The 24,163-nt window shown below is 62.1% G+C and carries 21 protein-coding genes and 2 tRNA genes; 18 read left to right on the top strand and 5 right to left on the bottom strand.

Translation table 11 applies throughout. The annotated features are described in order from the left end of the window. Positions 1-7: 7 nt before the first annotated feature. From Q9K02_RS06705 to accC, 6 genes are all read left to right on the top strand, one after another. Positions 8-5,053, top strand: a complete 5,046-nt coding sequence (locus tag Q9K02_RS06705; protein WP_305932198.1) for an isopeptide-forming domain-containing fimbrial protein — start codon at positions 8-10, stop codon at positions 5,051-5,053. Then, positions 5,050-6,651 carry a proprotein convertase P-domain-containing protein gene (locus Q9K02_RS06700; protein ID WP_305932197.1) on the top strand — a complete coding sequence of 534 codons (1,602 nt, stop codon included), beginning with the start codon at positions 5,050-5,052 and terminating at the stop codon, positions 6,649-6,651. The genes Q9K02_RS06705 and Q9K02_RS06700 overlap by 4 nt, the downstream gene beginning before the upstream one ends. 95 nt (positions 6,652-6,746) lie before the next feature. Then, positions 6,747-7,160 (top strand): holin family protein, encoded by a 414-nt coding sequence (locus tag Q9K02_RS06695; protein WP_305932196.1) that lies wholly within the window; start codon positions 6,747-6,749, stop codon positions 7,158-7,160. 769 nt (positions 7,161-7,929) lie between these two features. After that, positions 7,930-8,364, top strand: coding sequence for a type II 3-dehydroquinate dehydratase (locus Q9K02_RS06690; protein WP_305932195.1), 435 nt, complete (start codon positions 7,930-7,932; stop codon positions 8,362-8,364). 73 nt (positions 8,365-8,437) lie between these two features. Then, positions 8,438-8,932 carry an acetyl-CoA carboxylase biotin carboxyl carrier protein gene (gene accB / locus Q9K02_RS06685; RefSeq protein WP_305932194.1) on the top strand — a complete coding sequence of 165 codons (495 nt, stop codon included), beginning with the start codon at positions 8,438-8,440 and terminating at the stop codon, positions 8,930-8,932. Positions 8,933-8,941: 9 nt separating this feature from the next. Beyond that, positions 8,942-10,294, top strand: coding sequence for an acetyl-CoA carboxylase biotin carboxylase subunit (gene accC / locus Q9K02_RS06680; RefSeq protein ID WP_305932193.1), 1,353 nt, complete (start codon positions 8,942-8,944; stop codon positions 10,292-10,294). 74 nt (positions 10,295-10,368) lie between these two features. On the opposite strand, the gene Q9K02_RS06675 is transcribed toward accC, so the two are convergent. Further along, a complete protein-coding gene (locus Q9K02_RS06675; protein WP_305932192.1) occupies positions 10,369-11,163 on the bottom strand; it encodes a class II aldolase/adducin family protein in 795 nt (264 codons plus the stop codon). A 105-nt stretch (positions 11,164-11,268) separates the two neighbouring features. On the opposite strand from Q9K02_RS06675, the gene Q9K02_RS06670 reads away from it, so the two are divergent. Continuing rightward, entirely contained in the window at positions 11,269-12,384 is a 1,116-nt protein-coding gene (locus tag Q9K02_RS06670; RefSeq protein ID WP_305932191.1) for a DUF3616 domain-containing protein, read from the top strand. Positions 12,385-12,387: 3 nt separating this feature from the next. Here Q9K02_RS06670 and Q9K02_RS06665 read toward each other — a convergent pair whose 3' ends face one another. After that, positions 12,388-12,816 (bottom strand): GFA family protein, encoded by a 429-nt coding sequence (locus tag Q9K02_RS06665; RefSeq protein ID WP_305932190.1) that lies wholly within the window; start codon positions 12,814-12,816, stop codon positions 12,388-12,390. Positions 12,817-12,828: 12 nt separating this feature from the next. Further along, positions 12,829-13,296, bottom strand: a complete 468-nt coding sequence (locus tag Q9K02_RS06660; RefSeq protein WP_305932189.1) for an Lrp/AsnC family transcriptional regulator — start codon at positions 13,294-13,296, stop codon at positions 12,829-12,831. Positions 13,297-13,526: 230 nt separating this feature from the next. Between Q9K02_RS06660 and Q9K02_RS06655 the strand changes: the two genes are divergently transcribed. The 4 genes from Q9K02_RS06655 to Q9K02_RS06640 all read left to right on the top strand — a co-directional run bounded on the left by Q9K02_RS06655 (position 13,527) and on the right by Q9K02_RS06640 (position 16,578). Next, positions 13,527-15,302 carry a sensor histidine kinase gene (locus tag Q9K02_RS06655; RefSeq protein WP_305932188.1) on the top strand — a complete coding sequence of 592 codons (1,776 nt, stop codon included), beginning with the start codon at positions 13,527-13,529 and terminating at the stop codon, positions 15,300-15,302. A 36-nt stretch (positions 15,303-15,338) separates the two neighbouring features. Further along, positions 15,339-16,340 (top strand): polysaccharide deacetylase family protein, encoded by a 1,002-nt coding sequence (locus Q9K02_RS06650; protein ID WP_422785447.1) that lies wholly within the window; start codon positions 15,339-15,341, stop codon positions 16,338-16,340. A 57-nt stretch (positions 16,341-16,397) separates the two neighbouring features. Then, a tRNA-Ile gene (locus Q9K02_RS06645) sits at positions 16,398-16,474 on the top strand. A 27-nt stretch (positions 16,475-16,501) separates the two neighbouring features. Continuing rightward, positions 16,502-16,578, top strand: a tRNA-Pro gene (locus Q9K02_RS06640). Positions 16,579-16,639: 61 nt separating this feature from the next. Here Q9K02_RS06640 and Q9K02_RS06635 read toward each other — a convergent pair. Beyond that, on the bottom strand, positions 16,640-16,984 hold the full coding sequence (locus Q9K02_RS06635; RefSeq protein WP_305932186.1) for an ArsR/SmtB family transcription factor: 345 nt from the start codon (positions 16,982-16,984) through the stop codon (positions 16,640-16,642). Beyond that, on the bottom strand, positions 16,981-17,625 hold the full coding sequence (locus Q9K02_RS06630; protein WP_305932185.1) for a peroxiredoxin: 645 nt from the start codon (positions 17,623-17,625) through the stop codon (positions 16,981-16,983). Before Q9K02_RS06630 ends, Q9K02_RS06635 begins: the two co-directional genes overlap by 4 nt. A gap of 76 nt (positions 17,626-17,701) precedes the next feature. Between Q9K02_RS06630 and Q9K02_RS06625 the strand changes: the two genes are divergently transcribed. The 7 genes from Q9K02_RS06625 to Q9K02_RS06595 all read left to right on the top strand — a co-directional run bounded on the left by Q9K02_RS06625 (position 17,702) and on the right by Q9K02_RS06595 (position 24,135). Beyond that, entirely contained in the window at positions 17,702-18,634 is a 933-nt protein-coding gene (locus Q9K02_RS06625; protein ID WP_305932184.1) for an MBL fold metallo-hydrolase, read from the top strand. Beyond that, positions 18,634-19,077, top strand: a complete 444-nt coding sequence (locus tag Q9K02_RS06620; RefSeq protein ID WP_479692279.1) for a YeeE/YedE family protein — start codon at positions 18,634-18,636, stop codon at positions 19,075-19,077. The genes Q9K02_RS06625 and Q9K02_RS06620 overlap by 1 nt, the downstream gene beginning before the upstream one ends. Further along, entirely contained in the window at positions 19,077-19,487 is a 411-nt protein-coding gene (locus Q9K02_RS06615) for a DUF6691 family protein (RefSeq protein ID WP_305932182.1), read from the top strand. Before Q9K02_RS06620 ends, Q9K02_RS06615 begins: the two co-directional genes overlap by 1 nt. A 160-nt stretch (positions 19,488-19,647) precedes the next feature. Further along, entirely contained in the window at positions 19,648-21,450 is a 1,803-nt protein-coding gene (locus tag Q9K02_RS06610; protein ID WP_305932181.1) for a SulP family inorganic anion transporter, read from the top strand. Between the two features lie 110 nt (positions 21,451-21,560). Then, positions 21,561-23,015 carry a cytochrome ubiquinol oxidase subunit I gene (locus tag Q9K02_RS06605; protein WP_305932180.1) on the top strand — a complete coding sequence of 485 codons (1,455 nt, stop codon included), beginning with the start codon at positions 21,561-21,563 and terminating at the stop codon, positions 23,013-23,015. After that, positions 23,015-24,010 carry a cytochrome d ubiquinol oxidase subunit II gene (cydB, locus tag Q9K02_RS06600; protein WP_305932179.1) on the top strand — a complete coding sequence of 332 codons (996 nt, stop codon included), beginning with the start codon at positions 23,015-23,017 and terminating at the stop codon, positions 24,008-24,010. The genes Q9K02_RS06605 and cydB overlap by 1 nt, the downstream gene beginning before the upstream one ends. Further along, positions 24,010-24,135, top strand: a complete 126-nt coding sequence (locus tag Q9K02_RS06595) for a DUF2474 domain-containing protein (RefSeq protein ID WP_305932178.1) — start codon at positions 24,010-24,012, stop codon at positions 24,133-24,135. Before cydB ends, Q9K02_RS06595 begins: the two co-directional genes overlap by 1 nt. The last annotated feature ends 28 nt before the right edge of the window (positions 24,136-24,163 follow it).

Genomic DNA, 24,163 nt, shown 5'->3' with positions numbered 1-24,163 from the left:
CCGGATCATGGTCATCGACCTGAACCTCTCGCGAAAGGCAGTGGCATTCCTCGGAATGCTGCTGCTTTTCGTGCTGGTTCCGGCCTATGCCCAGACTGCCGACGCAGTCCGTGTAATCACCAATATCGCCGAAGCCAGCTGGCGCAGCGGCGATCTTCCGGGCGCGACGACTTCCAACGAAGTTGCTCTGGAAATCGACGATACCCCGGTGACAATCGGCACATTCGTGCCTTCGCCCACCGGAGGCGTGCAGTACCCGTTATCTCCGTCGCTATGCGGCGGAGCGCCGATCGACATGTCGTTCATGACCGGCGGTGCGGCGACTGCCGAGCCGGTTGCGCTCGAAGCCACTAATGAAATTCGCATCGGTCAGACGCTGTTTTTCAGCATCAACGCCCGGAGAGCCAATCGCGACACCTCCGCCATCGATTCCATCGAGGTTGTGATCTCCGCCCAGTCCGGCGACGAAGAGCGGCTGACGATCTTCGAAACCGGCGAGAACACAGGCGAGTTCGTCGGTGCAATTCCCACGACATTCGTTCCGCCAGCGCCGGTCCAGGGCGATTGCGCACTTTCGCTTCGCTCCGGCGACGACATAACGATTTCGTACCCCGGTCCGACCGGCGATCCGATCGTCTCGACCATTGTCGCTGCCATTTCGAACCCGTTTGGTTATGTTTTCGACAGCCAAGACGGAAGTCTGGTGAATGGGGCGCGTGTCACAATCATCGACACCGCGACCGGCCAGCCCGCAACCGTTTACGCCGACGATGGCGTGACGCCTTGGCCCTCGACGGTGGTCAGCGGCAGCACGATTCCCCTGGCCGATGGCGGCGCCTTCCCGCTGGCGCCAGGTGAATACCGCTTCCCGGTGCTTTCGCCCGGAACCTACCGTCTGCTGATCCAGCCTCCCCCGCCCTACACCGCTCCGTCGGAGGCGACACCGGCGGAACTCGCGCCCTTCAATCGTCCCGATGGCGAGAGCTACATCATCACGGACGGCTCCTATTCGAACGCTTTCACCCTGGCCGACGGGGGCCCGGTAGAGTTCGATATCCCGCTCGATCGTCCGCTGGTCACACTCGACATCACCAAGACCGCATCGCGCCAGATTGCCGCGCCAGGCGACGTCGTGTTCTACGTGGTTACGGTCTCCAATCCGGATACGATCGGCGCAAAGCGCGATGTGGTCGTCACCGATACACCCTCCCCCTGGTTGCGCCTGCGCCGTGACAGTATCCGCATCGATGGCGAAGAGGCTGACGATCGAGTTACCATCAGCCCGGACGGCCGCGAACTTCAGATCGCGTTCGGTGACATCCCCGCCGGAGAGAGCCGCCGCGCAACATATGCCATGACCATCCGCGCCGATGCCCCGCCCGGCGTGATCGAAAACCGGGCAGACATCGTCGACAGTCGCGGAGACTTAACCACGGCCACGGCCAGCCTGCGAGTTGAGCGCGACATTATCGCCGATCGCATGACCCTGATCGGACGGATCACCGAAGGCGACTGCCTGCTGCAGGATGGACGGCGCGGTATTCCGGGCGTGCGCGTCATGCTCGAGGACGGCAGCTTCGCCATTACCGACCGCGACGGCCGCTATCACTTCGAGGGGCTGATGCCCGGCACGCATGTGGTCCAGGCGCAAGAGCAGACCCTGCCCGAGGGCGGCGCATTCGTCGATTGCAGCCGCTCGACGGCCAACGCGGGTGCGACGAACTCGCTCTTCGTGCGGGGCCAGGGTGGCAGCCTCGTAGTCGCGGATTTTCATGCGACACTGCCTGCGGATTGGGCTCCGCCCACCCCCGAAGGCGATGAAACCCCGCTCGAGGACGCGGCCGCCGCCGGCGCGGACATCGATTGGGCCGCTGTCGGCGATGGCCCGACCGAATTCCTTTTTCCTGAAGTCGGCCACAATCCTCGCGCTCCTGCGGTCCGGGTTGCGATCCGCCACCAAGTCGGCGAGAAAGTAGAATTGTCGGCCAATGGAGAACGCGTCGATCCGCTGGCTTTCGACGGAGTGAAGAAGTCTGCCGATAGCAGTTATGCGGTGAGCGTCTGGCGCGGCGTTGCCCTGAAATCCGAGCTCACAAGCCTGACTGCGCGTGTCCTGTCGGCGAACGGCGAAGAAATTGCCGCGCTGGAGCGTAGCGTCAATTTCGCCGCCGCCCCCGCCAAGGCCGAACTCATCGACGCTCGCTCGCGCCTGGTAGCCGATGGCGAAAACAAGCCGGTGATCGCGGTGCGTATCACCGACCGTAAGAGCCGCCCGGTTCGCAGCGGCGTCAGCGGCAGCGTTGCCATCAATGCGCCCTACGAGAGCGCGCAGGCGATCGAAGCAATGCAGCTGCGCCAGCTGACCGGCCTTGGCGGCGCATCGCCGACCTGGACGGTCGAAGGCGATGACGGCGTAGCTTTGATCGAACTGGCGCCGACGATGGTTAGCGGCCCCCTGCATCTGCAGTTCAGCTTTACCGACCGCCAGATCACGCGCACTCAGGAAATCGAAGGCTGGATGGTGCCGGGCGACCAGCCCTGGACAGTCGTCGGCCTCGCCGAAGGCTCCGCGGGCGCGCGCACTGTCGCGGACAACATGCAGCGCACCGGGCGCTTCGACAGCGATCTTGGCGACGAGGCCCGCGTGGCGCTTTATGCGAAGGGCCGCGTGCTCGGTAAATTCCTCGTGACCGCCGCCTATGACAGCGCCAAGCAGCGTGAAGAACAGCGCCTCGAAGGCACGATCGATCCCAACGCCTATTACACTGTGTACGGCGATGGCTCCACGCGCCGCTTCGATGCCGCCAGCCGCGGCAAGCTGTATGTCCGCGTCGAGACCGAGACCTTCTACGCAATCTACGGCGACTTCCGCACCGGTTTCGACCAGACCGACCTTGCCCGTTACGATCGCGCCGCCACCGGCATGAAAGCAGAAGGCCGGTTCGGTAAGCTGCACGTCCAGGGCTTTGCAGCCGAAACCGAAACCCGCTTCCGCCGTGACGAAATCCAGGGCAACGGTCTGTCGGGCCCCTACCGCCTGTCCAGCCGCGCGATCGTCATCAATTCGGAACGCGTCGCCATCGAAACGCGCGACCGCTTCCGTTCTGAAGTCATCGTCGAACGCCGCGAACTCGAGCGGTTCGTCGACTATGACATCGACATCCTCTCGGGCACGATCACCTTTACCCAGCCGGTCCTGAGCCGCGATTTCGATCTCAACCCGCAGTTCATCGTTATCGATTACGAAATCGACCAGCTGACCTCGTCGGGCGAACTCAATGCCGGCGTTCGCGCCGATGTTACCGTGGCAGACGGCAACCTGCGCATCGGCGCCAGCGCCATTACCGACAAGGGCGATGGACCGCGCACCGAAATCGTCGCCGCCGATGTGCGCGCACGGATCGGCGCTGCAACGGAAGTGCGCGCCGAAATCGGGGCCAGCCATAGCGAAGGCGAAACCAAGGCTGCCTGGCAGGTCGAGGCCGAACACCATACCGGCAAGCTCGACGTCCTGGCGTATGCCCGCAGCATCGAGGAAGGCTACGGCGTCGAACAGCAGAACGCCGTCGAACGTGGACGCACCAAGGTGGGTGTCGATGCACGCTATTCGATCACCGAGGATCTCAGCGTGACCGGCAGTGCCTGGCGCGACGACAGCCTGACCGACGCGGCACGCCGCAATGCAATTCAGGTGCAGGCCGCCTGGCGTTCGCAATCGACCGACCTGCGTCTCGGCCTCGCCCATTTCTCCGACCGGTTCCAGGACGGCACGACCGGCTCGTCGACCGTGGTTGAAGCAGGTGCCAGCCAGCGCTTGCTCGACAACCGGCTGGAACTGAATGCCAGCACCAGCATCGCGCTGGAGAACACGGACTCCATCGATCTTCCGACCCGCCACCGCTTCGGCGCGCGCTATGCCGTGACGAATGCCATCCGCCTGATCGGTAGCTACGAGATTGCCGAGGGCGAAGCGATCGACGCTCGCACCGTGCAGGGCGGCATCGAGCTCGCCCCGTGGACCGGCGCACGCGTTACCGGCACATTGGGCCGGCAGACGATCTCCGAATATGGCCCGCGTTCTTTCGCTGCCTTCGGTCTTGCGCAGAGTCTGCCTGTGACCAGCAATCTCACGGTCGACTTCACCGTCGACGGAAACCGGCAGATCGGCGGCGTCGATCCGAGCAAGGTGATCAATCCGCTTCACCCCGTCGCCAGCGGCGGTCATCTCGGCCAGGACGGTCAGCTGTTCGAGGACTTTGTCGCCATCACCGCCGGCGCAACCTGGCGCAAGGATCGCTGGGCTGCCAACTTCCGCGGCGAGTTTCGCGACGGCGAACAGGCCGATCGCAAGGGCGTGACCTTCGGCGCTATCCGCCAGCTCGGTGAAGGCAGCGTGGTCGGCTCCGGCTTTACCTGGACGAATGCCGAAGACGATTTCGGAGCGATGAGCGAGATCATGGACGGCGCGATCGCGATCGCCCACCGCCCGGACGAATCGCCTTTCGCTTTCCTCGCCAAGATCGAATATCGCAGCGACGAAGTTCGCGGCGCCGTCGCAGGCGAGACCGGGCCTGCCGGACGCACGGCCCTGACTGTGGATGGCGAGGCGAAATCGCGCCGCCTCATCGGCAGCCTCTCGACGAATTGGTCGCCGCGCGGTTACGACGAAGACGATGGCGGACTTTTCCAGCGCACCGAAATCGGCGTGTTCGTCGGCACGCGATACAATTTCGACAGCTTCGAAGGCTACGACGCTTCGGGCTGGACGCTGCTTGGCGGACTGGATGCCCGTATCGGTATCGGCGAGCGCTTCGAGGTCGGCGGGCGCGCGACTGTGCGCAGCGGCCTCACCGATGGCTACACCAGCTTCGCATTCGGCCCGGAAGTCGGCTTCGTCCCGGCAGACGACATGCTGCTGAGCGTCGGCTACAACGTGTCCGGCTTCCGCGACGAAGACTTCAGCGCCGCGCGCAACACAGACGAGGGTCTTTACGCCAGCTTCCGCCTGAAGTTCGATGCCGACAGCTTCGGATTCCTGGGTTTGGGCCGATGAGCATAAACGCGACGATCAATTGCCAGCTACAGATGTTCGGCGCTTCACTGCTGGAGCGGGTGCGCGGCGTGGCCGGATACTGCATTGCACTGCTGGTTCTTGGCCTCGCGATGATGCTGAACGCTACACCGGCGGCGGCTCAGGCATCTTCGACTTTCTCCAATACAACGAACGGTGCAATCAACAGTACGACCGTCTGCACCAATCCTCTCGTTCGCAACTTCACCGTGTCGTCGACGGGAACGGTGGCCGACATCAATATCGGCATTCTCGCCACACATACCTGGCGCGGCGACCTGCAGTTCACCCTGCAATCCCCAACCGGGACGCGCGTCCGCATGACAAACGGCGATACGAACAACGTTAGTGGCGACAACTTCAATGTCCTGCTCGACGATGCGGCGACGCAGGTGGTCAACAGCGACAGCGCGACAGGCAACCATTCAACCTCCGCCCCGCCTTACCAGAACACTTTTCGTCCCCGGGCGGCCCTTTCGGCGTTCAACGGGCAGAGCGCCGCGGGCACATGGCGCCTGGAAATTTGCGATCTTTTCCCGACGGCGGACAACGGGACATTCGTGCGGTCGGATCTGTATCTGACTTTGGCTCGCCAGGCCGGGGTCGCACCAGCGCTCACCTGCCCCAACCAGACGATCGTCTTCGATTGGGATGCTGTCACCTGGACGGCGGGCTCGACGAGCAACACCTATGCGCTCGGGACACTCGGAAATATCGGGTTCAACCTGACGACCGACGGAGCCTGGCTCAACAACGCGACATTCGGCGGACAATCGCCAGTGCGGCAAAACGGGTTCACGGGAGGACTATCCCCAAGCCAGTTCTCGCTAGGGCAGGTGGCAGACCAGCCCTCGAGGGCCGGGCGTGCCGTCACCACGATCACCTTGCCTGCAATCATGCGCGGTGCGCAGTTCACGATATTCGATGTCGATAGCAACCCGGGGCAGTTTGCGGATCTGGTGACCGTCGAAGGGCGCTATCAGGGGGCAAATGTCACCCCGACGCTCACGAACGGCAGCGCAAACTACGTGATCGGCAATAGCGCATACGGTGACGGGGCTTCAGACAATGATTCCAGCTTCGGCAATGTCGTGGTCACTTTCAGCCAGCCGATCGATAGGATTATCATTAGCTATGGCAATCATGCCGCGGCTCCGGTCGATCCCGGCCAGCAGGGCATCGCGCTTCACGACATCACTTTCTGCCGACCTGACACAACCATAGCGCTTAGCAAGACGAGCCGCGTGATCGACGACATGATCCCGGTCGGTTCGACAGAATTCAATGTACCCGGCGCTTTGATCGAGTACTGCCTGCTTGCATCGAACACCGGTGATACTGCCGCATCGAATGTCCTGATGACCGACGCGATTCCGCCCGAAACCTCTTTCGTCTCCGGGTCGATCAGGTCCGGGACGGGGTGTGCCAATGCGACCACGGTCGAGGACGACGACGGCGCGGGGGCCGACGAGTCCGATCCACGTGGAGCGCAGTTCGTCTCAGGTGAAGTTCGCGCCACGACCTCCAGCCTGGCAGCGGGAGCATCTGTCGCCTTCACCTTTCAAGTGATTGTCGATTAGCGTCCGTTAAAAGTACCTACGGGCGAACACCCGCTTTCCTACATGAACCGTATTGGTTAGTTAAGTCGTCGTACCCAACCGACGGAGACCGCGCCATGCCCCTCATCGATTCGCTCATCGGCCCCATCGCCTCGATCATCGACAAGGTGATCCCGGACAAGGAAGCGCGCGCCAAGGCCAAGCTCGAACTCATCGCGCTGGAGGGTACGCAGGAACTGAAGGCCATCGAAGCGCGCCTCTCCGCCATTGTCGCCGAGGCGCAAAGCGCCGATCCCTGGACCAGCCGCGCACGGCCCAGCTTCCTCTATGTGATGTATGCTCTGATCCTGTTCAGCGTGCCGATGGGCGTGATCGCCGCCTTCGACGCGCAAGCCGCGCACAACATCGGTACCGGCATGACCCGCTACCTCGCCGCGCTGCCGGATGCGCTCTATGCGCTATTTGGCACGGGCTATCTCGGGTACACGGCGGCGCGTCAGTGGGGGAAGGTGAAGGGTTCGGATCAGTAGTGCCGCACCTCAAGGGCGGCAATGGGGTGGGGAGCGGACGCGCGCTACGCATTGCATTACTAAGAGTCTTTGCCTCTCTCGTGGGCCATATTCCGCAAAGTTTTCACTGCGACGAAGGAAATGGCCAGGATAGGCAAGGCAAACGAACCAATCACGATGGCCTGCCATTCCTCATCCAAATCGGGGGCAATAGCGCCGACGCATACCATGAAGACAAGCGATGCAAGTGGTATGCATGAGTAAAGGATCCGAGCCCACCTTTCCAAAGATGGTGGGGCGTAAAGATAGGCATACCGGCAATACATCGCTGCAACTGCCAATATGATGAGTGGTTCAAGCATTTCAGCGGTCCCTACACCTTTGTCTTAGCATCCATCCAAAGGTTGGGTGGCAGGCTCGGACCCAGTACGCAACCGGGGTGGTAAACGGACATTTAGAGGCGTAGCGTTGGTCTCCGTCAGCCGCTAGCGTTTTCCGATGATCAAGTATTTTCCAATACACAGTCCAGCCCCTTGGTCAGATGCAGACCGGGCAGACCTGCTGTCATTCGATTGGCAAAGACAAACCGCAGCATCCGCAACCTCAGAAGGCTTGGCGCTGCATAGAAAGCTCACCGAAACACTATCGTTTCCAGATGGGCTTCGGTTGTCTTGATGTGATCTCGAGTGGAGAACCTACGTTTGTTCTGGTTCGCCGCTGATCGTCTGCAATGGGGTCGTTAGTGGGCAGGCACCTTTTCACCCGTGCCAACTCCCGCTAACCCTGCCGCATGACCGCCACCGTCTTCGTCCTCAACGGCCCCAACCTCAACCTGCTCGGCACGCGCGAGCCGGAGATTTACGGCTCCGACACGCTCGACGATATCGCCCGCATGCTCGAGGCCAAGGCGCAGGAACTTGGCCTCGCCATCGACATGCGGCAGACCAATCACGAGGGCGTCCTGGTCGACTGGCTGCACGAGGCGCGCGAGGTCGGGGCGAAGGCGGTGCTGCTCAATGCGGGGGCCTATACCCACACTTCCATCGCGCTGCTCGACGCGATCAAGGCGATCGGCGTGCCGGTAATCGAGGTGCATCTGTCCGACCCCGCGAAACGCGAGGAATTCCGCCACATATCCTATGTCGGCATGGGCGCGGTGGACGAGGTCAAGGGCCTGGGCCCGCGCGGCTATGCCGTAGCGTTGGAGAAGGCCGCGGCGCTCTAAATCGGATTGTCACCCCCTTGTCTTGCGCGCCGCTGCGGCGCATAGGCGCTGCAAAGCTACAACAAGGGTAACCATGGCCGATCACAAGGGCAGCGCCGGCAAGTCCGGTATGAACATCGATATCGCAATGGTCCGCGAACTGGCGGAAATGCTGGCCGATACCGGCCTCACCGAAATCGAGGTCGAAGACGGCGACCGCATGATCCGCGTCTCGCGCGGCGGCGGCGTGGCGATGGCCCCGGCGCAGGTGGCCGCTGCGGCAGCGGCTCCCGCAGCCGCTCCGGCCCCCGCAGCTGCCGCTCCCACGCCCGAAGCGGCACCCGCTGCGGACCATGCCGGTGCGATCAAGTCTCCGATGGTCGGCACCGTCTATCTCGCGCCCGAGCCGGGAGCATCGGACTTCGTCAAGGTCGGCGACAGCGTGAAGGAAGGCCAGACCCTCGTCATCGTCGAGGCGATGAAGGTGATGAACCCGATCACTGCCGACAAGGCCGGCACGGTCAAGGCGATCCTCGTCGAGAACGCCCAGCCGGTCGAGTTCGACCAGCCGCTCGTCGTCATCGGCTGAGGTTTTCACGTGTCCGATATCAAACGTATTCTGATCGCCAATCGCGGCGAAATCGCGCTGCGCATCCACCGCGCAGCGCATGAAATGGGCATCGAGACAGTCGCGGTGCACTCCACCGCCGATGCCGATGCCATGCACGTCCGCCTTGCCGACCATGCGATCTGCATCGGCCCGCCGAGCGCGACCGACAGCTATCTCAACATCGCAAACATCATCTCGGCCGCGGAAATCGCCGAGGCGGATGCGATCCACCCGGGCTACGGCTTCCTCTCCGAAAACGCCAAGTTCGCCGAGATCGTCGAGGCACACGACATCAAGTGGATCGGCCCTAAGCCCGAACACATCCGCACCATGGGCGACAAGGTCGCAGCCAAGAAAAGCGCAGGCGACCTCGGCCTGCCGCTGGTGCCAGGCTCTGCAGGCGCGGTCTCCGACATCGCCGAGGCGCGCGAGATCGCCGAGGAGATAGGCTATCCCGTCATCATCAAGGCCGCCAGCGGCGGCGGCGGGCGCGGGATGAAGGTCTGCGAGAGAGAGGACCAGCTCGAAACGCTGATGCAGCAGGCCGGCAGCGAGGCGAAAGCCGCCTTTGGCGATGCGACCGTCTATATCGAGAAGTACCTCGGCAATCCGCGCCACATCGAATTCCAGGTGTTCGGCGACGGCGAAGGCAATGCGATCCACCTGGGCGAGCGCGACTGCTCGCTCCAGCGGCGGCACCAGAAGGTGCTGGAGGAAGCGCCCTCCCCCGTCATCACTCATGAAGAGCGCATGCGCATGGGCGAGGTCTGCTCTAAAGCGATGCGCGACATGGCCTATCGCGGCGCGGGCACGATCGAGTTCCTGTGGGAAAACGGCGAGTTCTATTTTATCGAAATGAACACCCGCCTGCAGGTGGAGCACCCCGTCACCGAGGCGATCACCGGCGTCGACCTGGTGCGCGAACAGATTCGCATCGCGGCGGGCAAGTCCCTGTCGGTCACGCAGGACGAGATCGAGTTCAAGGGCCACGCGATCGAGTGCCGCATCAATGCGGAAGACCCATTCACCTTCGCGCCCAGCCCCGGCAAGGTCACGCATTACCACCCCGCCGGCGGCATGCATGTGCGCGTCGATAGCGGGCTCTATGCCGGCTATTCGATCCCGCCCTATTATGACAGCATGATCGCCAAGCTGATCGTCTACGGCCGCGACCGCGACCGCTGCATGATGCGCCTCAAGCGCGCGCTGGAAGAAATGGTGGTCGAGGGCGTGAAAACAAACATCCCGCTGCATCAGGAGTTGCTGCTGCAGGAAGACGTCCGGACCGGCGATTACACGATCAAGTGGCTCGAGGACTGGCTGAAGGAGCGCGAGGACTGAGTTCGCGCATGTACCGAGCTTAGCAAGTTGGGCGCCGCTTCGATGGAAGCGGCGCCCTTTTCATTCTTCGTCCATCAATCCCGGAAACTCGGATCGATCCGGTCGAGCTTACGGAGCAATGCGGGCCAGGCGAGCCCGTCTGCGACCATTCCCATGCCGGCAGCAGGCGTCTGGCTCTCCACCTTTTGCGGTGTGCCCTGCGGCGGATTGTTGAGGTTCTCGCGGCCCGCGCTCAGCATGCGGACCTGCGCGGTGCAGGCGCGCTCGATAAAATAGAGGCGCAGAAAGCACTGGGCCACCGTCTTGCCGATCGCCAGCGTGCCGTGGTTGCGCAGGATCATGGCGTGCTTGTCGCCCATGTCCTCGACCAGACGCTCGCGCTCTTCGAGATCGGTCGCGATGCCTTCGTACTCGTGATAAGCGATGTCGTGGCGCGCGATCATGCCGGTCTGCGTGTGCTCCATCAGGCCTTCGGACATCGCGCTCACTGCCTGTCCGTCGGGCGTGTGGAGGTGCATCACGGCATGCGCATCCTCGCAATTCATGTGCAGCGCGGAGTGGATCGTGAAGCCCGCCGGATTGACCGGATGCGAGGTCTCGATCACCGGCTGGCCCTCGGTGTCGATCTTGACGAGGCTGGAAGCGGTAATCTCCTCGAACATCATGTCGTAGGGGTTGATCAAGAAGTGATGCTCCGGCCCAGGCACGCGGGCAGAGAGGTGGGTGAAGATGAGATCGTCCCAGCCATAGAGCGCCACCAGCCGATAGGCCGCCGCGAGATCGACGCGGACCGCCCATTCCTCTTCGCTGACCGAGCCGCGGATGTGGCTGTCGTCATTGGCGGATTTGGTTTCGAGTACGGTGGCCATGGGTCTCTCTCCGGATGTAACTTTGCGCGCACCCTACACGTCGGCGCCGCCCGGCTCAAATCCAAACGAAGGTGAACGTTTCGACCATCCGGCGGTTCGATAGGCATGACCTTGAAACCGCAAGCCTTCACCCGCTCCGACGATCTGCCGACCCCGCGCGAACCGGTCGGCCATATCAAGCTGCTGTTCGACGGCGACGCTGAGGACAACGCGCATCCGATCCACGACATCTCCGCCTGCGCCTTTGCGGGCGATGTGCTGTTCGTGGCGGGTGACGAGGCGCACGGCGTGGAGCGCCTGACACCCGGCAAGTACGGCTGGTTCGAGAACCACACCCGCTACCCGTTGAAGGACTTCATCGAGCTCAAGGACCCCGAGGAAGAGATCGATATCGAAGGACTGGCGATCCACGACGACTGGCTTTGGGTCACCGGCAGCCATTCGCGCACCCGCCACGATCCGCGCGACGACGGTGCGGAGCCCGATTGCATCGATCTCGAGAAATTCGCCGATCTCAAGGATACCCGCCCTCGCTGCGTGCTGGCCCGCATTCCGCTGCTCTATGACGAGGATGGCCATGCGGTGCCGATCAGGCAGCATGGCGATCGGAAGGCGGGGCTTGTGGCGCAGAAGAACGACCACGGCAGCAAGCTGGGGCGCTATCTTGCCAAGGATCCGCTGATCGGCCCGTCGATGCGAATGGCGGCGAAGGAAGGCGGGCTGGACATCGAGGGCATCGCGGCCTGTGGCCCGACGCGCTTGGCGCTCGGCTTGCGCGGCCCGGTCATCCAGACGTTCGCCGTCCTGCTCGAGCCCCAGATCGAACCGAAGGACTCCGGCAAGCTACACCTGCCCAGCAAACCGCACCAGCGGCTGGTCGATCTCGGCGGGCTCGGCATGCGCGACCTGCTGGCGGATGGGGACGACCTGCTGATCCTGGCCGGGCCGACGCAGGACCTCGACGGCCGCTGTGCGATCTACCGATGGACCAACTGGGCCAATGAAGCGCCCGAGAACGAAGACACCGTTCGCCTCCACCGGCCCGAGCGATTGTTCGACCTGCCGGTGAAACTGCATGCCGACCATCCCGAAGGCATCGAGTTCATGATCGATGAGGATGGCGTGCGGCGGCTGGTCGTCTTCTACGACAGCCCCAATCCGGACCGGCTGGATTTGGACAACGGCACGATCCTCGCGGACCTGTTCGCGATCGAGGAGTAGCGCTCAGTCGAAGGTGAAGCCCGCCGCTTCGGCCTCGGCGATGACCTCGGCGCCGGTCTGGCGGGGATGATCGCCCTCGATGCGGCACCAATCCGCCGCTTCGTCGACGAAGATTTCCTTTTCGATGGTGTGCGAGGAGGCCGCATCGAACAGCCCCGCGGAGAAGCTGCGATTGCCGGTGGGCAGGAACCGAAACCACAAATGGCTGCCGCAGGTCCCGCAGAAGGCTCGCTCGGCCCATTCGCTCGAGCGGTAAACGCTGGCCTTGTCCTCGCCCTCGATCGTGACCGACTTGCCGGTCTGTGCAGTGTAGATGGCCCCGCTCCAGCGGCGGCACATGCTGCATTGGCAGATTTCGATCTCGTGGGCGGGTGCTTCGATGGTGATCTCGACCGCGCCGCACAGGCACTGGCCCCGCATGGTGTCGGTCATTGCACCGCCTCCTTATTTACCCAGCGGTACGCCCGGCTCGCTCTTGCTGGTGCGGATCGTCAGCGATGTCTTCACGCTCGCGACATTCGGCGCCGGAGTCAGCTTGCTGGTGAGGAATTCCTGGAAGCTCTGCAGATCCTTGCTGACGATCTTGATGATGAAATCGATCTCGCCATTGAGCATGTGGACCTCGCGCACCTCCGGCAAATCCCGCATGGCTTCTTCGAATTCGCGCAGCGCGTCTTCGGCCTGGCTCTTCAGGCTGACCATGGCGAAAACCGTGATCGAGAAGCCCAGCTTGCCCGGATCGAGATCGGCGTGATAGCCCTTGATCACGCCCTCGTCCTCGAGCGCGCGAACGCGGCGCAGGCACGGCGGAGCGGTCAAGCCGACCCGGTGGGCCAACTCGACATTGGTAATGCGCCCTTCGGCCTGCAATTCGCTCAGCAGCTTGCGATCGATTTCGTCGAGATTGGCCATGACCCGTGAGCCCCTAAAATGCGTCTTTTCGTTATCCCGGTCCGGCATGCATCGCGAAATGTTAACAACGCATCTGGAGCCTCTTGGCTAACATTATTATCTTTGCCAGCAATTGTCCCGCTTTGCAACGCGAAGGCAAGTTTCCGTTCATCGTAAACCTTACACGGATAGAAAGCGAAAGAGCGTCATGGTTTACCCTTCGCAAACCTTGATGCCGCACCGGAGTATCCATGCATTTTGACGACCGCCTTGCCACAGTGTTGCGCCACCGCGCGACGGGCGAGCGTGCGGGCAAGACGCAGTTTCGCCAACTGATCGACCTGCTGGGCGAGCGTCCGCAGGCGGGCGACCCGGCGTTGAAGGCGGCGGCATATCTGCGCCTGATCGCTTTGGCGGAGATGATCCCGGTCGATGAGCGCGCCCGCATCGTGGGCGAGAACGGCTGGCGGTTCCGCAATCCCGAACTCGTGAAATGGTTCGGCGAGGCGCATCCCAAGATCGCGGCAGCCGCGCTATACCGCGCGCATCTGACGGGCCAGGAATGGGAAAGCCTCATCCCCCGCCTGCCGATCCGCGCGCGCGGCTTCCTGCGGCACCGCCGCGACCTGCCCGACGATGCCGTGCGGGTGCTCGACCGGCTGGGCGTGCAGGACCGAGCATTGCCCTTGCCGGACATGCTGGAGCTGCTGGACGAGGTGGAGCCGACCGAAGCGATCGAGGCCGACCTGCCCGCAGTGCCACCGCCGCTGGTGCTGTCGGCGGCGAACGATGGCGATGACACAACCACCGATGTCCTGTCGAATGGAGAGCCGGAAGAGGACGCTCCCGCCGCTCCTCCCGTTCCCACTCCCGCCCCGACCGGCGGCATCCGCGCCCTCGTCGACCGGATCGAGGCGTACAAGCGCAATCGCGGAAACACCGGCGATGAAGCCCCGTCGCTGCCGCTGGGTGAACCGGAACCGGCGGTGCAGCGCAAGCCGGTCGCCAGCTTCCTGTTCGGCACCGATGCCGAAGGCCGGATCGACTGGGCGGAGGACGAGATCGCGCCCATGGTGGTCGGTACCGCGCTCACGCAGCGGCGCGGCGATGGCGCGGGCGGAGACGAGTTCGCTGCCGCATTCCTCAATCGCAGGCCAGTACGCAGCGCCACCCTGACGCTGCGTGGCGGCGACGCCATTGCAGGCGAATGGACGGTCGATGCCGCTCCCCGCTTCACCCGCGGCGAAGGCCGGTTCTACGGCTATGTCGGGCGCTTCCGCCGGGCTGTCGCGGCGAGCGATGATCGCCGCCAGGACAGCGCCGACCGCCTGCGCCAGCTGCTCCACGAGCTGCGTACGCCAGTGAATGCGATGCAGGGCAATGCGGAGGTCATCCAGCAGCAGGTCTTCGGCCCCACGCCGCACGAATATCGCGCGCTGGCCGCTTCGATCGCAGGCGACAGTGCGCGTATCCTCGCCGGCTTCGACGAGCTCGACCGGCTGGCACGGCTCGAAACCGGCACGCTGGATCTCGAGCCCGGAACGGCGGATTTCGCCGCCATTGCGCATGCCCAGATCGACCAGTTGCAATCGGTTCTGAAACCGCGCGTCGCCAGCTTCGCCACGCAGCTGGAAGCCGATGCCGCGCTGCTGCCGATAACCACCGGCGATGCAGAGATGCTCGCCTGGCGCGTATTGGCCACGATCGCGGGCGCGACCGGTGCGGGCGAGACGATCAAGCTCTACTTGCGCACGGAAGACGGGCAGGCGACTTTGCGCGCCCAATTGCCGGCTACGCTGGCCAGCGCAAACGACGTCTTCTCTCACGAGGCGCGCGGCGGTACCGGAGCGGTGAGCGCCGGTATCTTCGGTGCGGGCTTCTCGCTCCGCCTTGCGCGGGCGGAGGCGCGTGCCGCGGGCGGCGAATTGTCGCGCGACGACCAATGGTTGATCCTCTCGCTGCCACTCTTGACCGGGGAAGAGGCGCTACCTAGCCCTGTCGATACGCCGGGTCGCGCGGCGGGCTGATCACCCGCCATTGGAACACGCCGGGGGGCAGGCCACATTCAACACGCGAATCTTCTCCATCCGCCGTCGCGCGATCAGGCCGTCCGCTTTGCACCCGATTTCGGGCAGCGGGTGCTTCTGACCGTCGATGCCGAGGAGGAATTCGACTGGACCGGCGATTTCTCGCGCCAGGGTTACACGCTCGACCACGTGCCGCGGATCGCGAAGTTCCAGCAGTTCTGCGGATCGCTTGGCATCTCGCCGGTTTATCTGATCGACTGGCCCATCGCACAGTCACCGATCGCGCAAGACATTATCGGCGGTGCTGTGGCCAAGGGAGAGGCCGAAGTCGGCGTCCAGTTGCATCCCTGGGTCAATCCCCCTTTCGACGAAGAACTGACCCGCCACACCAGCTTTTCCGGCAATCTGCCGCCCGACCTCGAGCGCGCCAAATTCCGGGCCTTGCGCGATCTGATCGAGGAAAAATTCGGCACCGTCCCCCGCATCTACCGCGCAGGTCGCTATGGCGTCGGACCTGCGACCGCCGCGATGCTTTCGGAGACCGGTATCGCCATCGACAGTTCCGTGCGCTGCCGCTTCGATTACAGCGCCGAAGGCGGGCCCGATTTCCGCGGCCATCCCTGCACGCCGTACTGGACCGATGTGCAACGCAAGCTGCTGGAGCTCCCGCTGACCACGGTTTACTGGGGCATGCTGCGCAAGCAGGGCGACGCGCTGTTTCCGCTCGCCCGGAACTCGGCAGTGCTCACCAGCCTCTTTTCGCGGCTCGGTATGCTGGAGCGGATTGCCCTGACGCCCGAGGGCACATCGGCGGAAGAGGCGCTCAGGGCCGTGGACATCGCGCTCGACGACGGGCTACCGGTGCTTACTCTTAGTTTCCACAGCCCTTCATTGTCGCCCGGCCACACACCCTATGTGCGCAGCGAAGGCGACCTCGACCGTTTCTACGACTGGTTGCGGACCGTCTACGCCTACCTCGACCAGCGCGGTGTTCACCCGACCACGGTTGCGGAAATCATCGAATCCGTCGTCGTCTAGCGGCTTGCCAGTCCGGCGCCGTGCCGCTAGGCGCTTGCGTCCGCATGCGGTGCATGGGGGCCTGTAGCTCAGTTGGTTAGAGCTGGCCGCTCATAACGGCTAGGTCGCGGGTTCGAGTCCTGCCGGGCCCACCATCTACAGCGAATTGCGGGACATCCGGTCGGGGAGTGGCGCAGCCTGGTAGCGCACTTGTTTTGGGTACAAGGGGTCGCTGGTTCGAATCCAGTCTCCCCGACCATTTGATACCATCAAGCCGAGTGGCACCGGGACAGGGTGCGACGGGCGATGAGATATGGGCCTCAGTCGCGCATGACGCGCGCAAAATTCGCAGCGCCCGGTGTCGGCTTCTTGTGATTGTCCCGCAAGCCAGGCGGTGCCCCTACGAGCTTGACGAGGCTGTCCGCGATCTGATCGATCTTCTCCCGCTCCAACGAGTAGAAGACCATCTTTGCCTCCCGGCGTGTCGTCACCAGTTCCGCTTTGCGTAGGATCGCAAGCTGCTGCGACAGGCCGGGTTGGGAGACCTTGGTATCTTTTTCGATCTCGCCGACGCTCTTCTCGCTTCTGCTCAAAGACTGGAGGACGCGGAAACGCACCGGATGCCCGATCGCCTTGAAGAGATCTATTTGCTCATCGAAGCTCATGGTCGATGCTTTTCGGTGAACCAGCCGCCAGCCTCTGCGCTTTCGAAGACGTCGTCCAGGCTGGTGCTCGTCTGCTTGAGTAGCGGTTCGCCCCTCAGCCAATCCGCAGGCACGAGTGCACCCTCCCTGTCGGCCGCCTGTAGCGCATCGAGCAGACGCAACATCTCCGAGATCGAACGCCCGACGTTTGCTGGGTAGGTTGAAATCGCTCGGATGATGCCTGTTGGATCGATAAAATACGTGCTCCTGATCGTCGCGCTGTCCGCATCATCGCCGGCGATCATTCCATAGGCTCTTCCGACCACCATTGTCGGGTCTTCCAAAAGCGGGAAGCGAACTTCGACATCGAACTTGTCACGGATCAGCCTGAGCCACGCGAGGTGAGAGAACAGGCTGTCGACCGAAAGGCCGATGAGAGCGCAACCGCGCTCTGCGAATTCACTTTCACGCTTGGCGAGAGCGACAAACTCGGAGGTGCATACCGGCGTGAAGTCCGCGGGATGAGAGAAGAACGCGACCCATTTGCCGCGGTAGTCGTCCAACTCGACCGGTCCCACTGTGCTGCGGGCAGCGAATGACGGAGCGGAGTCGCCGATGCGGAGACTCTGCGAGGATGGGTTCAGATGCAACGCTTCGGCCATGAGCATCGCGTAACAGTTGACACAGGCGGACGCAATACATATTCATAGTTTATGAAATTGATAATAGGATATCGCCATGAGTGCTTCTGATGCGGCCCTCTCCCGTGCGCAAGACCAAGTGAGGCGCGCCGTCGACGATGAAACGGCGCGGCCAAGTATTGCGGGCTTTTTCGACGAAGCGACCAACACGGTAAGCTATGTCGTACACGATCCGGAAAGCTCCGAAGCGGCCATCATCGACTCGGTTCTCGACTTCGAGGCAGCATCGGGCCGCACCTCTCATGGATCCGCCGATCTAGTTGTCGAATACGTAAATACCAAAAAGCTGAAAGTGAATTGGCTGATCGAGACGCATGCTCATGCCGATCATATCTCTGCCGCCCCGTATTTGCAGGAGCGTGTGGGAGGCAAGCTGGCTATCGGCAAGGATATCATCCGCGTCCAGGAAGTGTTCGGCAAGCTCTTCAACGCAGGCACGGATTTCGAACGCGACGGTTCGCAGTTCGACCACCTTTTCGAGGACGGCGAAAAGTTCGCCCTCGGCAAGCTCGAAGGCATAGCCCTGCACGTGCCGGGGCACACGCCCGCCGACATGGCTTTCATTATCGGTGATGCGGCCTTCGTCGGGGATACGATCTTCATGCCCGATTTCGGCACGGCCCGCGCGGATTTTCCCGGTGGTGACGCTGGACAGCTGTTTCGTTCGATCAGGAGACTTCTGTCGCTTCCCGACGAAACACGCCTGTTTCTCTGCCACGATTACAAGGCGCCCGGCCGAGACGACTACGCATGGGAAACGACAGTCAAGCAGCAGAGAGAAGGCAATGTCCATGTAAAGGACGGAGTGACCGAGGCAGAGTTCGTCGAAATGCGGACCAGCCGCGACAAGACCCTCGCCATGCCTACCCTCATCATGCCGAGCGTCCAGGTCAACATCCGTGGCGGACGCTTGCCGGACCCGGAAGATAACGGGGTGTCTTACATCAAGATCCCGGTGAACGCCGTATGATGCTGCCAGGTTTTCCAGAGGCCCAGCCACTCGAAGGATTGCTCGGGGGTGTGCTGATCGGTCTGGCAGCTGCTATCATGTTGCTTGGACTTGGCCGTATTGCCGGTGTCTCCGGCATGTTTGCCCGTGCCACTGCGATCGAGGGAGGGAGCCCTCCCTGGCCGATCGCTGCGCTATTCATTGTCGGCCTCATTCTAGGAGCAGTCGCGTTTCAGGCTGCCATTGGGCCTATCGAAGCAAGGTTCCCCCCAGGTCTAGGCTTGCTAATCGCCGGGGGCACTCTGGTTGGTTTCGGCACTCGCCTGGGCTCCGGCTGCACCAGCGGCCACGGGGTATGCGGCATGTCGCGGCTTTCTCCCCGGTCGCTTGTGGCAACGGCAACTTTCATTGCTGCCGGTGTGGCAACCGTGGCCATAGTCAACGCTCTGGAAGGTGCATGGTGATGCGTTTCCTCTTTACCTTGCTTTCAGGATCGATCTTCGGCTTCGGGCTCGCTTTGTCCGGTATGATGAACCCGGCCCGTGTCCGCGGCTTTCTCGATATTTTCGGTGACTGGGATCCGACCCTTGCTTTCGTCATGGGTGGCGCCGTTCTCGTAATGGCTGTCGCCTGGTTCATTCAGCGAAGGATGTCGGCGCCAATGGTCGGAGAAGAGTTCAACCTTCCCGGCACCCGACTTTTTGACGGCAAGCTGATCGGTGGCTCGGCGCTCTTCGGCATCGGTTGGGGACTGGCAGGGCTTTGTCCCGGACCGGCCATCTCGTCTTTGGCGACCTCTCCGATACCTGCGCTGGTGTTTGTCGGATCGATGGCCGTGGGCGTTGCAGCTCATCGCATCGCGTTGAAGGCCTAGAAAAGCGCTCCTTGCATAGAGATCACCAAACCTCCGGATCGCGTTTCGGTCACTGGCGAGTTCCGATCCGAAGATGTGTCGGAAATCGTGGGTCTGGGGATCAGGTCCATGATGGAAAACCGCGCTGGTGGTGGGGTAGCCGACCGGTTTCTCCGAGCGGTTGCTCGACGGCATCAGGCCCGCTCGTCTGCGATGGCGTAACCGAATTATGCTGAAGCGATATTTGCCTATTCTCGAGTGGGGCCGGACTTACAACGGGGCGGTTCTCACCAATGATCTGGTTGCTGCATCGATCGTAACGATCATGCTGATCCCGCAAAGCCTTGCCTATGCGTTGCTTGCGGGTCTGCCACCAGTAATAGGACTTTACGCGTCGATCCTACCTTTGGTCGCCTATGCGATTTTCGGCACCAGCCGAACGCTTGCCGTTGGCCCGGTGGCCGTCATCAGTCTGATGACGGCAAGCGCCGCTGGAGCGGTAGCAGCGCAGGGAACGGCAGAATATCTGGAGGCCGCAATCACTCTTGCAGCCCTTTCCGGCATCATGCTCGCTGTTCTTGGACTATTGCGAGCAGGGTTCCTCGCGAACCTGCTGTCTCACCCGGTTGTGAGCGGCTTCATTACCGCCAGCGGATTGCTGATTGCCACGAGCCAGCTGAAACACATCCTCGGTATCCGGGCCGACGGTGACAACTGGCCTGCATTGCTGGGGTCGCTCGGGTCTGCTCTGGACGGGACGAACGCTTGGACACTGGCTATCGGCATACCCGTAACGCTTTTTCTTTTCTGGGTGCGCAGCGAAGCCAAACCCGCGCTGGAGCGGTTCGGACTCCGGCCCAGAGCAGCAGACATCACGGCGAAAGCCGGGCCTGTCGTCGCTGTCATGCTGACCATCATCGCTGCGATAATATTCAAGCTCGAAGAACGCGGGGTCGCGCTGGTGGGCGAAGTTCCCCAAGGGCTACCGCCCTTTGCAGTCCCATCGACCGACCTCGATTTGATCGAACAGCTTTGGGTGCCCGCCCTACTCATCTCGATCATCGGCTTTGTCGAAAGCGTGTCCGTTGCCAGAACGCTCGCAGCGAAACGCCGGCAGCGTATCTCGCCCGACCAGGAGTTGGTCGGACTTGGCGCCGCCAATATCGCCAGTGCATTTTCCGGTGGATACCCGGTTACGGGCGGCTTCGCGCGCTCCGCAGTCAACTTCGATGCCGGGGCAGAAACGCCTGCGGCCGGCGCATTCACCGCCGTCGGAATAGCGCTCGCTTCGCTGTTCCTGACGCCTTTGCTCTCTTCACTACCGGTCGCCACCTTGGCTGCTACGATCATCGTGGCTGTCCTCAGCCTGGTGGATCTAAAAACTCCGGGGCGGCTGTGGCGCTATTCGAAAGCCGATTTCGCCGCGCATATCGCCACGATCGGCATGACGCTACTGGCCGGGGTCGAGGTAGGCGTCATTGCGGGGGTCGGTGTGGGGTTGCTGCTTTACCTGTGGAGGGCATCGCGCCCACATGCTGCAATCGTTGGGCGCGTTCCCGAAACCGAGCATTTTCGCAATATCGAACGCCATGCGGTCTTCACCGATCCGCATATCCTTTCCATCCGCATCGACGAAAGCCTGACCTATCTCAATGCCCATTGGCTCGAGGAATTCGTAATGGAGGAGGTCGCCGACCACCCCGAACTGCATCACGTTATCCTGATGTGCAGCGCCGTGAATGCTATCGACGCATCCGGTCTGGAAAGTCTGGAAGCGATCAACCACCGACTGGAGGATGGCGGCATCAAATTGCACCTGTCGGAGGTGAAAGGTCCCGTCATGGACAAACTCGAACGCACACACTTCGTCGAAGATTTGGGCGGCAAGGTGTACCTTTCGCAAGCTCGGGCTTTTGCCGATGCGCTTCGCGATAATGGGGACAGCGATCTTCAACCCCACGATCTCGCAAGAGGGCAGATCTGATGGTAGCCTGCCCGACAATCGGCGTTGCGCGGTCTGCGCGTTGTAAGCAGCCGAACAGGCGGTGCCAATTTCGCACCACTCGCCTCAGGCAAAAGGCCTAGAGTAAGATCATGTTCGACCAACTCGATGCAATCCTGCTGGCCCGTATTCAGTTCGCCTTCACGGTGAGCTTCCACTTTATCTTTCCGGCTTTTTCGATCGGATTGGCGAGCTATCTGGCCGTGCTGGAAGGGCTCTGGCTCAAGACGGGCAAACCGATCTACCTCGATCTCTTCAAATACTGGTTGAAGATCTTCGCGATCGCGTTCGCCATGGGCGTCGTGAGTGGGATCGTCATGTCCTACCAATTCGGCACGAACTGGTCGGTGTTTTCCGATGTAGCCGGGCCCGTGATCGGCCCGCTCATGGCTTATGAGGTGTTAACCGCTTTCTTTCTGGAAGCAGGATTCCTCGGCGTCATGCTGTTCGGAATGGAGCGGGTGGGAAGAAAGCTGCACTTTGCGGCCACCCTGATGGTCGCCATCGGCACCTTCATCAGCGCTTTCTGGATCCTTTCGGTAAACAGCTGGATGCACACGCCGACCGGCTTCGAAATGGGGGCCAACGGGCAGTATCTCCCCGGCGACAGCTGGCTGGAGATCATCTTCAATCCCAGTTTCCCCTATCGGTTGGTCCACACGGTGCTCGCGGCATATCTGACAACCGCATTCGTGGTCGGCGGTGTGGGGGCGTGGCATCTGCTCAAGGATCGAGCCAACTTGCATGCGCGCAAGATGTTCTCGATGGCAATGTGGATGGCCGCCCTGGTCGTGCCGGTGCAGATTTTCGCCGGAGACATGCACGGCCTCAACACGCTGGAGTACCAGCCGCAGAAAGTCATGGCGATGGAAGGGCACTATGACAGTTACCCCGACGGTGCGCCGCTCTATCTGTTTGGAATTCCGAACGATGAAGAACAGAAGCTGGAATACGCCTTCGGCATTCCCAAGCTTTCCAGCCTCATTCTGAAACATGACCCGGATGCGCCACTGGCCGGGCTCGACACCATTCCGGACAATGAACAACCGCCGGTCGCCATCGTGTTCTGGTCGTTCCGTATAATGATCGGTATCGGGTTCGCCATGCTCGGCGTGGGGCTATGGAGCTTGGTCGCACGCATGCGCAAAAGGCTTTACGACTGGACTTGGCTGCACAGGTCGGCGCTGGCCATGGCACCGTCGGGCTTCGTAGCCGTCATCGCCGGATGGATCACAACGGAAGTGGGGCGCCAGCCTTACGTAATCTATAATCTGATGCGAACGGCCGATGCGGCCAGTCCGCTCGATGCCCCAGCCGTCGCGACGTCCCTGCTTGCCTTCGTCGCGGTCTACTTCGCGGTTTTCGGCGCGGGTGTCTGGTATATCCTGCACCTTATGCACAAACCGCCGCATGCGCACGAAACGGGTGTCAAGCGGGGAGATACCGGCCCGATCAGGACGGCGGGTATCACGCCGGGGCCGACCCAGGACCCGACGGACCAGACCGATCAGGCCCTTGTCGACATCGAACACAAGGAGGACCTTTGATGGACCTAACCGTAATCTGGGCCTTCATTATTGCCTTCGCCGTCTTCGCTTATGTCGTGATGGACGGGTTCGATCTCGGCATCGGAATTCTTTTCCCGACATTCGAGGTTGGCCCTGAGAGAGATAGGGCGATGAATTCCATCGCACCGGTTTGGGATGGCAACGAAACTTGGCTAGTATTGGGAGGAGGCGGGCTTTTCGCTGCTTTCCCACTCGCCTACTCGGTAGTGCTGCCAGCCACATACCCCCTTGTCATCGCCATGCTGCTCGGCCTTGTCTTCCGCGGCGTCGCATTCGAATATCGCTGGCGCGATCCGTCGCACCGTAGGCTGTGGGACGCTGCGTTCACCGGTGGCTCGCTTGTCGCCGCTATGGCCCAGGGTATGACGCTGGGAGCGCTCCTCCAAGGTGTTGAGGTCGTCGACCGGAGTTATGCGGGAAGCTGGTTCGACTGGCTTACGCCCTACACTCTCCTGACCGGGATCGGCACAGTGGCCGGTTATGCTCTCTTGGGAGCAACCTGGCTGGTATGGAAGCTGGACGGCGAAGGCCAGGCTCATGCGCGAAATCTGGGCATCCGCGCTGCATGGGCGACTTTGGTCCTGATGGGCGCCGTAAGTCTCTACAACGTCTTTCTGAACGCCGAATACGCAGCACGCTGGATGACGGCACCGGAAATCTATTTCGCAGCGCCTGTGCCGATCATCACGGCCGCTATTGCAATTTCCCTTCTGCGCACTTTGAAGACAGAGCGGCACAGCAAGCCGTTCTGGCTGTCGATCGCGCTCTTCTTCTTCGGTATGGCGGGCCTCGGGGTGACAATGTGGCCTTATGTTGTCCCGCCCGGAATAACGATCTGGGATGCAGCTGCTCCCGAACGGAGCCAGATTTTCATGCTCGTGGGCGTAGCGATTACCATGCCGTTGATCATCGCTTACACGGCGTGGGCGTACTGGGTGTTCCGCGGCAAAGTCGGCCACGAGGGCTACCATTGATGCCCGGCGAACCTTCCGCGCCGCTTTGGAAGCGCCTCGCGTGGATGGCAGCGATCTGGTCAGGCAGTGTTGCGGTGCTCGGAGTAGTCGCGAGCCTCATCCGCTGGTGGATCATGCCATCGTAGAAGACTTTCCGAATTCTGCGCGCCATAC

This window comes from Qipengyuania profundimaris (assembly GCF_030717945.1).
Taxonomy (GTDB): domain Bacteria; phylum Pseudomonadota; class Alphaproteobacteria; order Sphingomonadales; family Sphingomonadaceae; genus Qipengyuania; species Qipengyuania profundimaris.
Note: the sequence above shows the minus strand (reverse complement) of the source record. Positions and strands in the feature narration are given on the sequence as shown.

Bases quoted from the DNA above. Each gene is read 5' to 3' on its own strand.
- Q9K02_RS06705 (WP_305932198.1), top strand. From the start codon at position 8: ATGGTCATCGACCTGAACCTCTCGCGAAAGGCAGTGGCATTCCTCGGA.
- Q9K02_RS06625 (WP_305932184.1), top strand. From the start codon at position 17,702: ATGAGTGCTTCTGATGCGGCCCTCTCCCGTGCGCAAGACCAAGTGAGG.
- cydB (WP_305932179.1), top strand. From the start codon at position 23,015: ATGGACCTAACCGTAATCTGGGCCTTCATTATTGCCTTCGCCGTCTTC.
- Q9K02_RS06695 (WP_305932196.1), top strand. From the start codon at position 6,747: ATGCCCCTCATCGATTCGCTCATCGGCCCCATCGCCTCGATCATCGAC.
- Q9K02_RS06635 (WP_305932186.1), bottom strand. From the start codon at position 16,984: ATGAGCTTCGATGAGCAAATAGATCTCTTCAAGGCGATCGGGCATCCG.
- Q9K02_RS06595 (WP_305932178.1), top strand. From the start codon at position 24,010: ATGCCCGGCGAACCTTCCGCGCCGCTTTGGAAGCGCCTCGCGTGGATG.
- Q9K02_RS06660 (WP_305932189.1), bottom strand. From the start codon at position 13,296: ATGGCCAATCTCGACGAAATCGATCGCAAGCTGCTGAGCGAATTGCAG.
- Q9K02_RS06665 (WP_305932190.1), bottom strand. From the start codon at position 12,816: ATGACCGACACCATGCGGGGCCAGTGCCTGTGCGGCGCGGTCGAGATC.
- Q9K02_RS06605 (WP_305932180.1), top strand. From the start codon at position 21,561: ATGTTCGACCAACTCGATGCAATCCTGCTGGCCCGTATTCAGTTCGCC.
- Q9K02_RS06615 (WP_305932182.1), top strand. From the start codon at position 19,077: ATGCGTTTCCTCTTTACCTTGCTTTCAGGATCGATCTTCGGCTTCGGG.
- Q9K02_RS06670 (WP_305932191.1), top strand. From the start codon at position 11,269: ATGACCTTGAAACCGCAAGCCTTCACCCGCTCCGACGATCTGCCGACC.
- accB (WP_305932194.1), top strand. From the start codon at position 8,438: ATGGCCGATCACAAGGGCAGCGCCGGCAAGTCCGGTATGAACATCGAT.
- Q9K02_RS06700 (WP_305932197.1), top strand. From the start codon at position 5,050: ATGAGCATAAACGCGACGATCAATTGCCAGCTACAGATGTTCGGCGCT.
- Q9K02_RS06655 (WP_305932188.1), top strand. From the start codon at position 13,527: ATGCATTTTGACGACCGCCTTGCCACAGTGTTGCGCCACCGCGCGACG.
- Q9K02_RS06675 (WP_305932192.1), bottom strand. From the start codon at position 11,163: ATGGCCACCGTACTCGAAACCAAATCCGCCAATGACGACAGCCACATC.
- Q9K02_RS06630 (WP_305932185.1), bottom strand. From the start codon at position 17,625: ATGGCCGAAGCGTTGCATCTGAACCCATCCTCGCAGAGTCTCCGCATC.
- Q9K02_RS06620 (WP_479692279.1), top strand. From the start codon at position 18,634: ATGCTGCCAGGTTTTCCAGAGGCCCAGCCACTCGAAGGATTGCTCGGG.
- Q9K02_RS06690 (WP_305932195.1), top strand. From the start codon at position 7,930: ATGACCGCCACCGTCTTCGTCCTCAACGGCCCCAACCTCAACCTGCTC.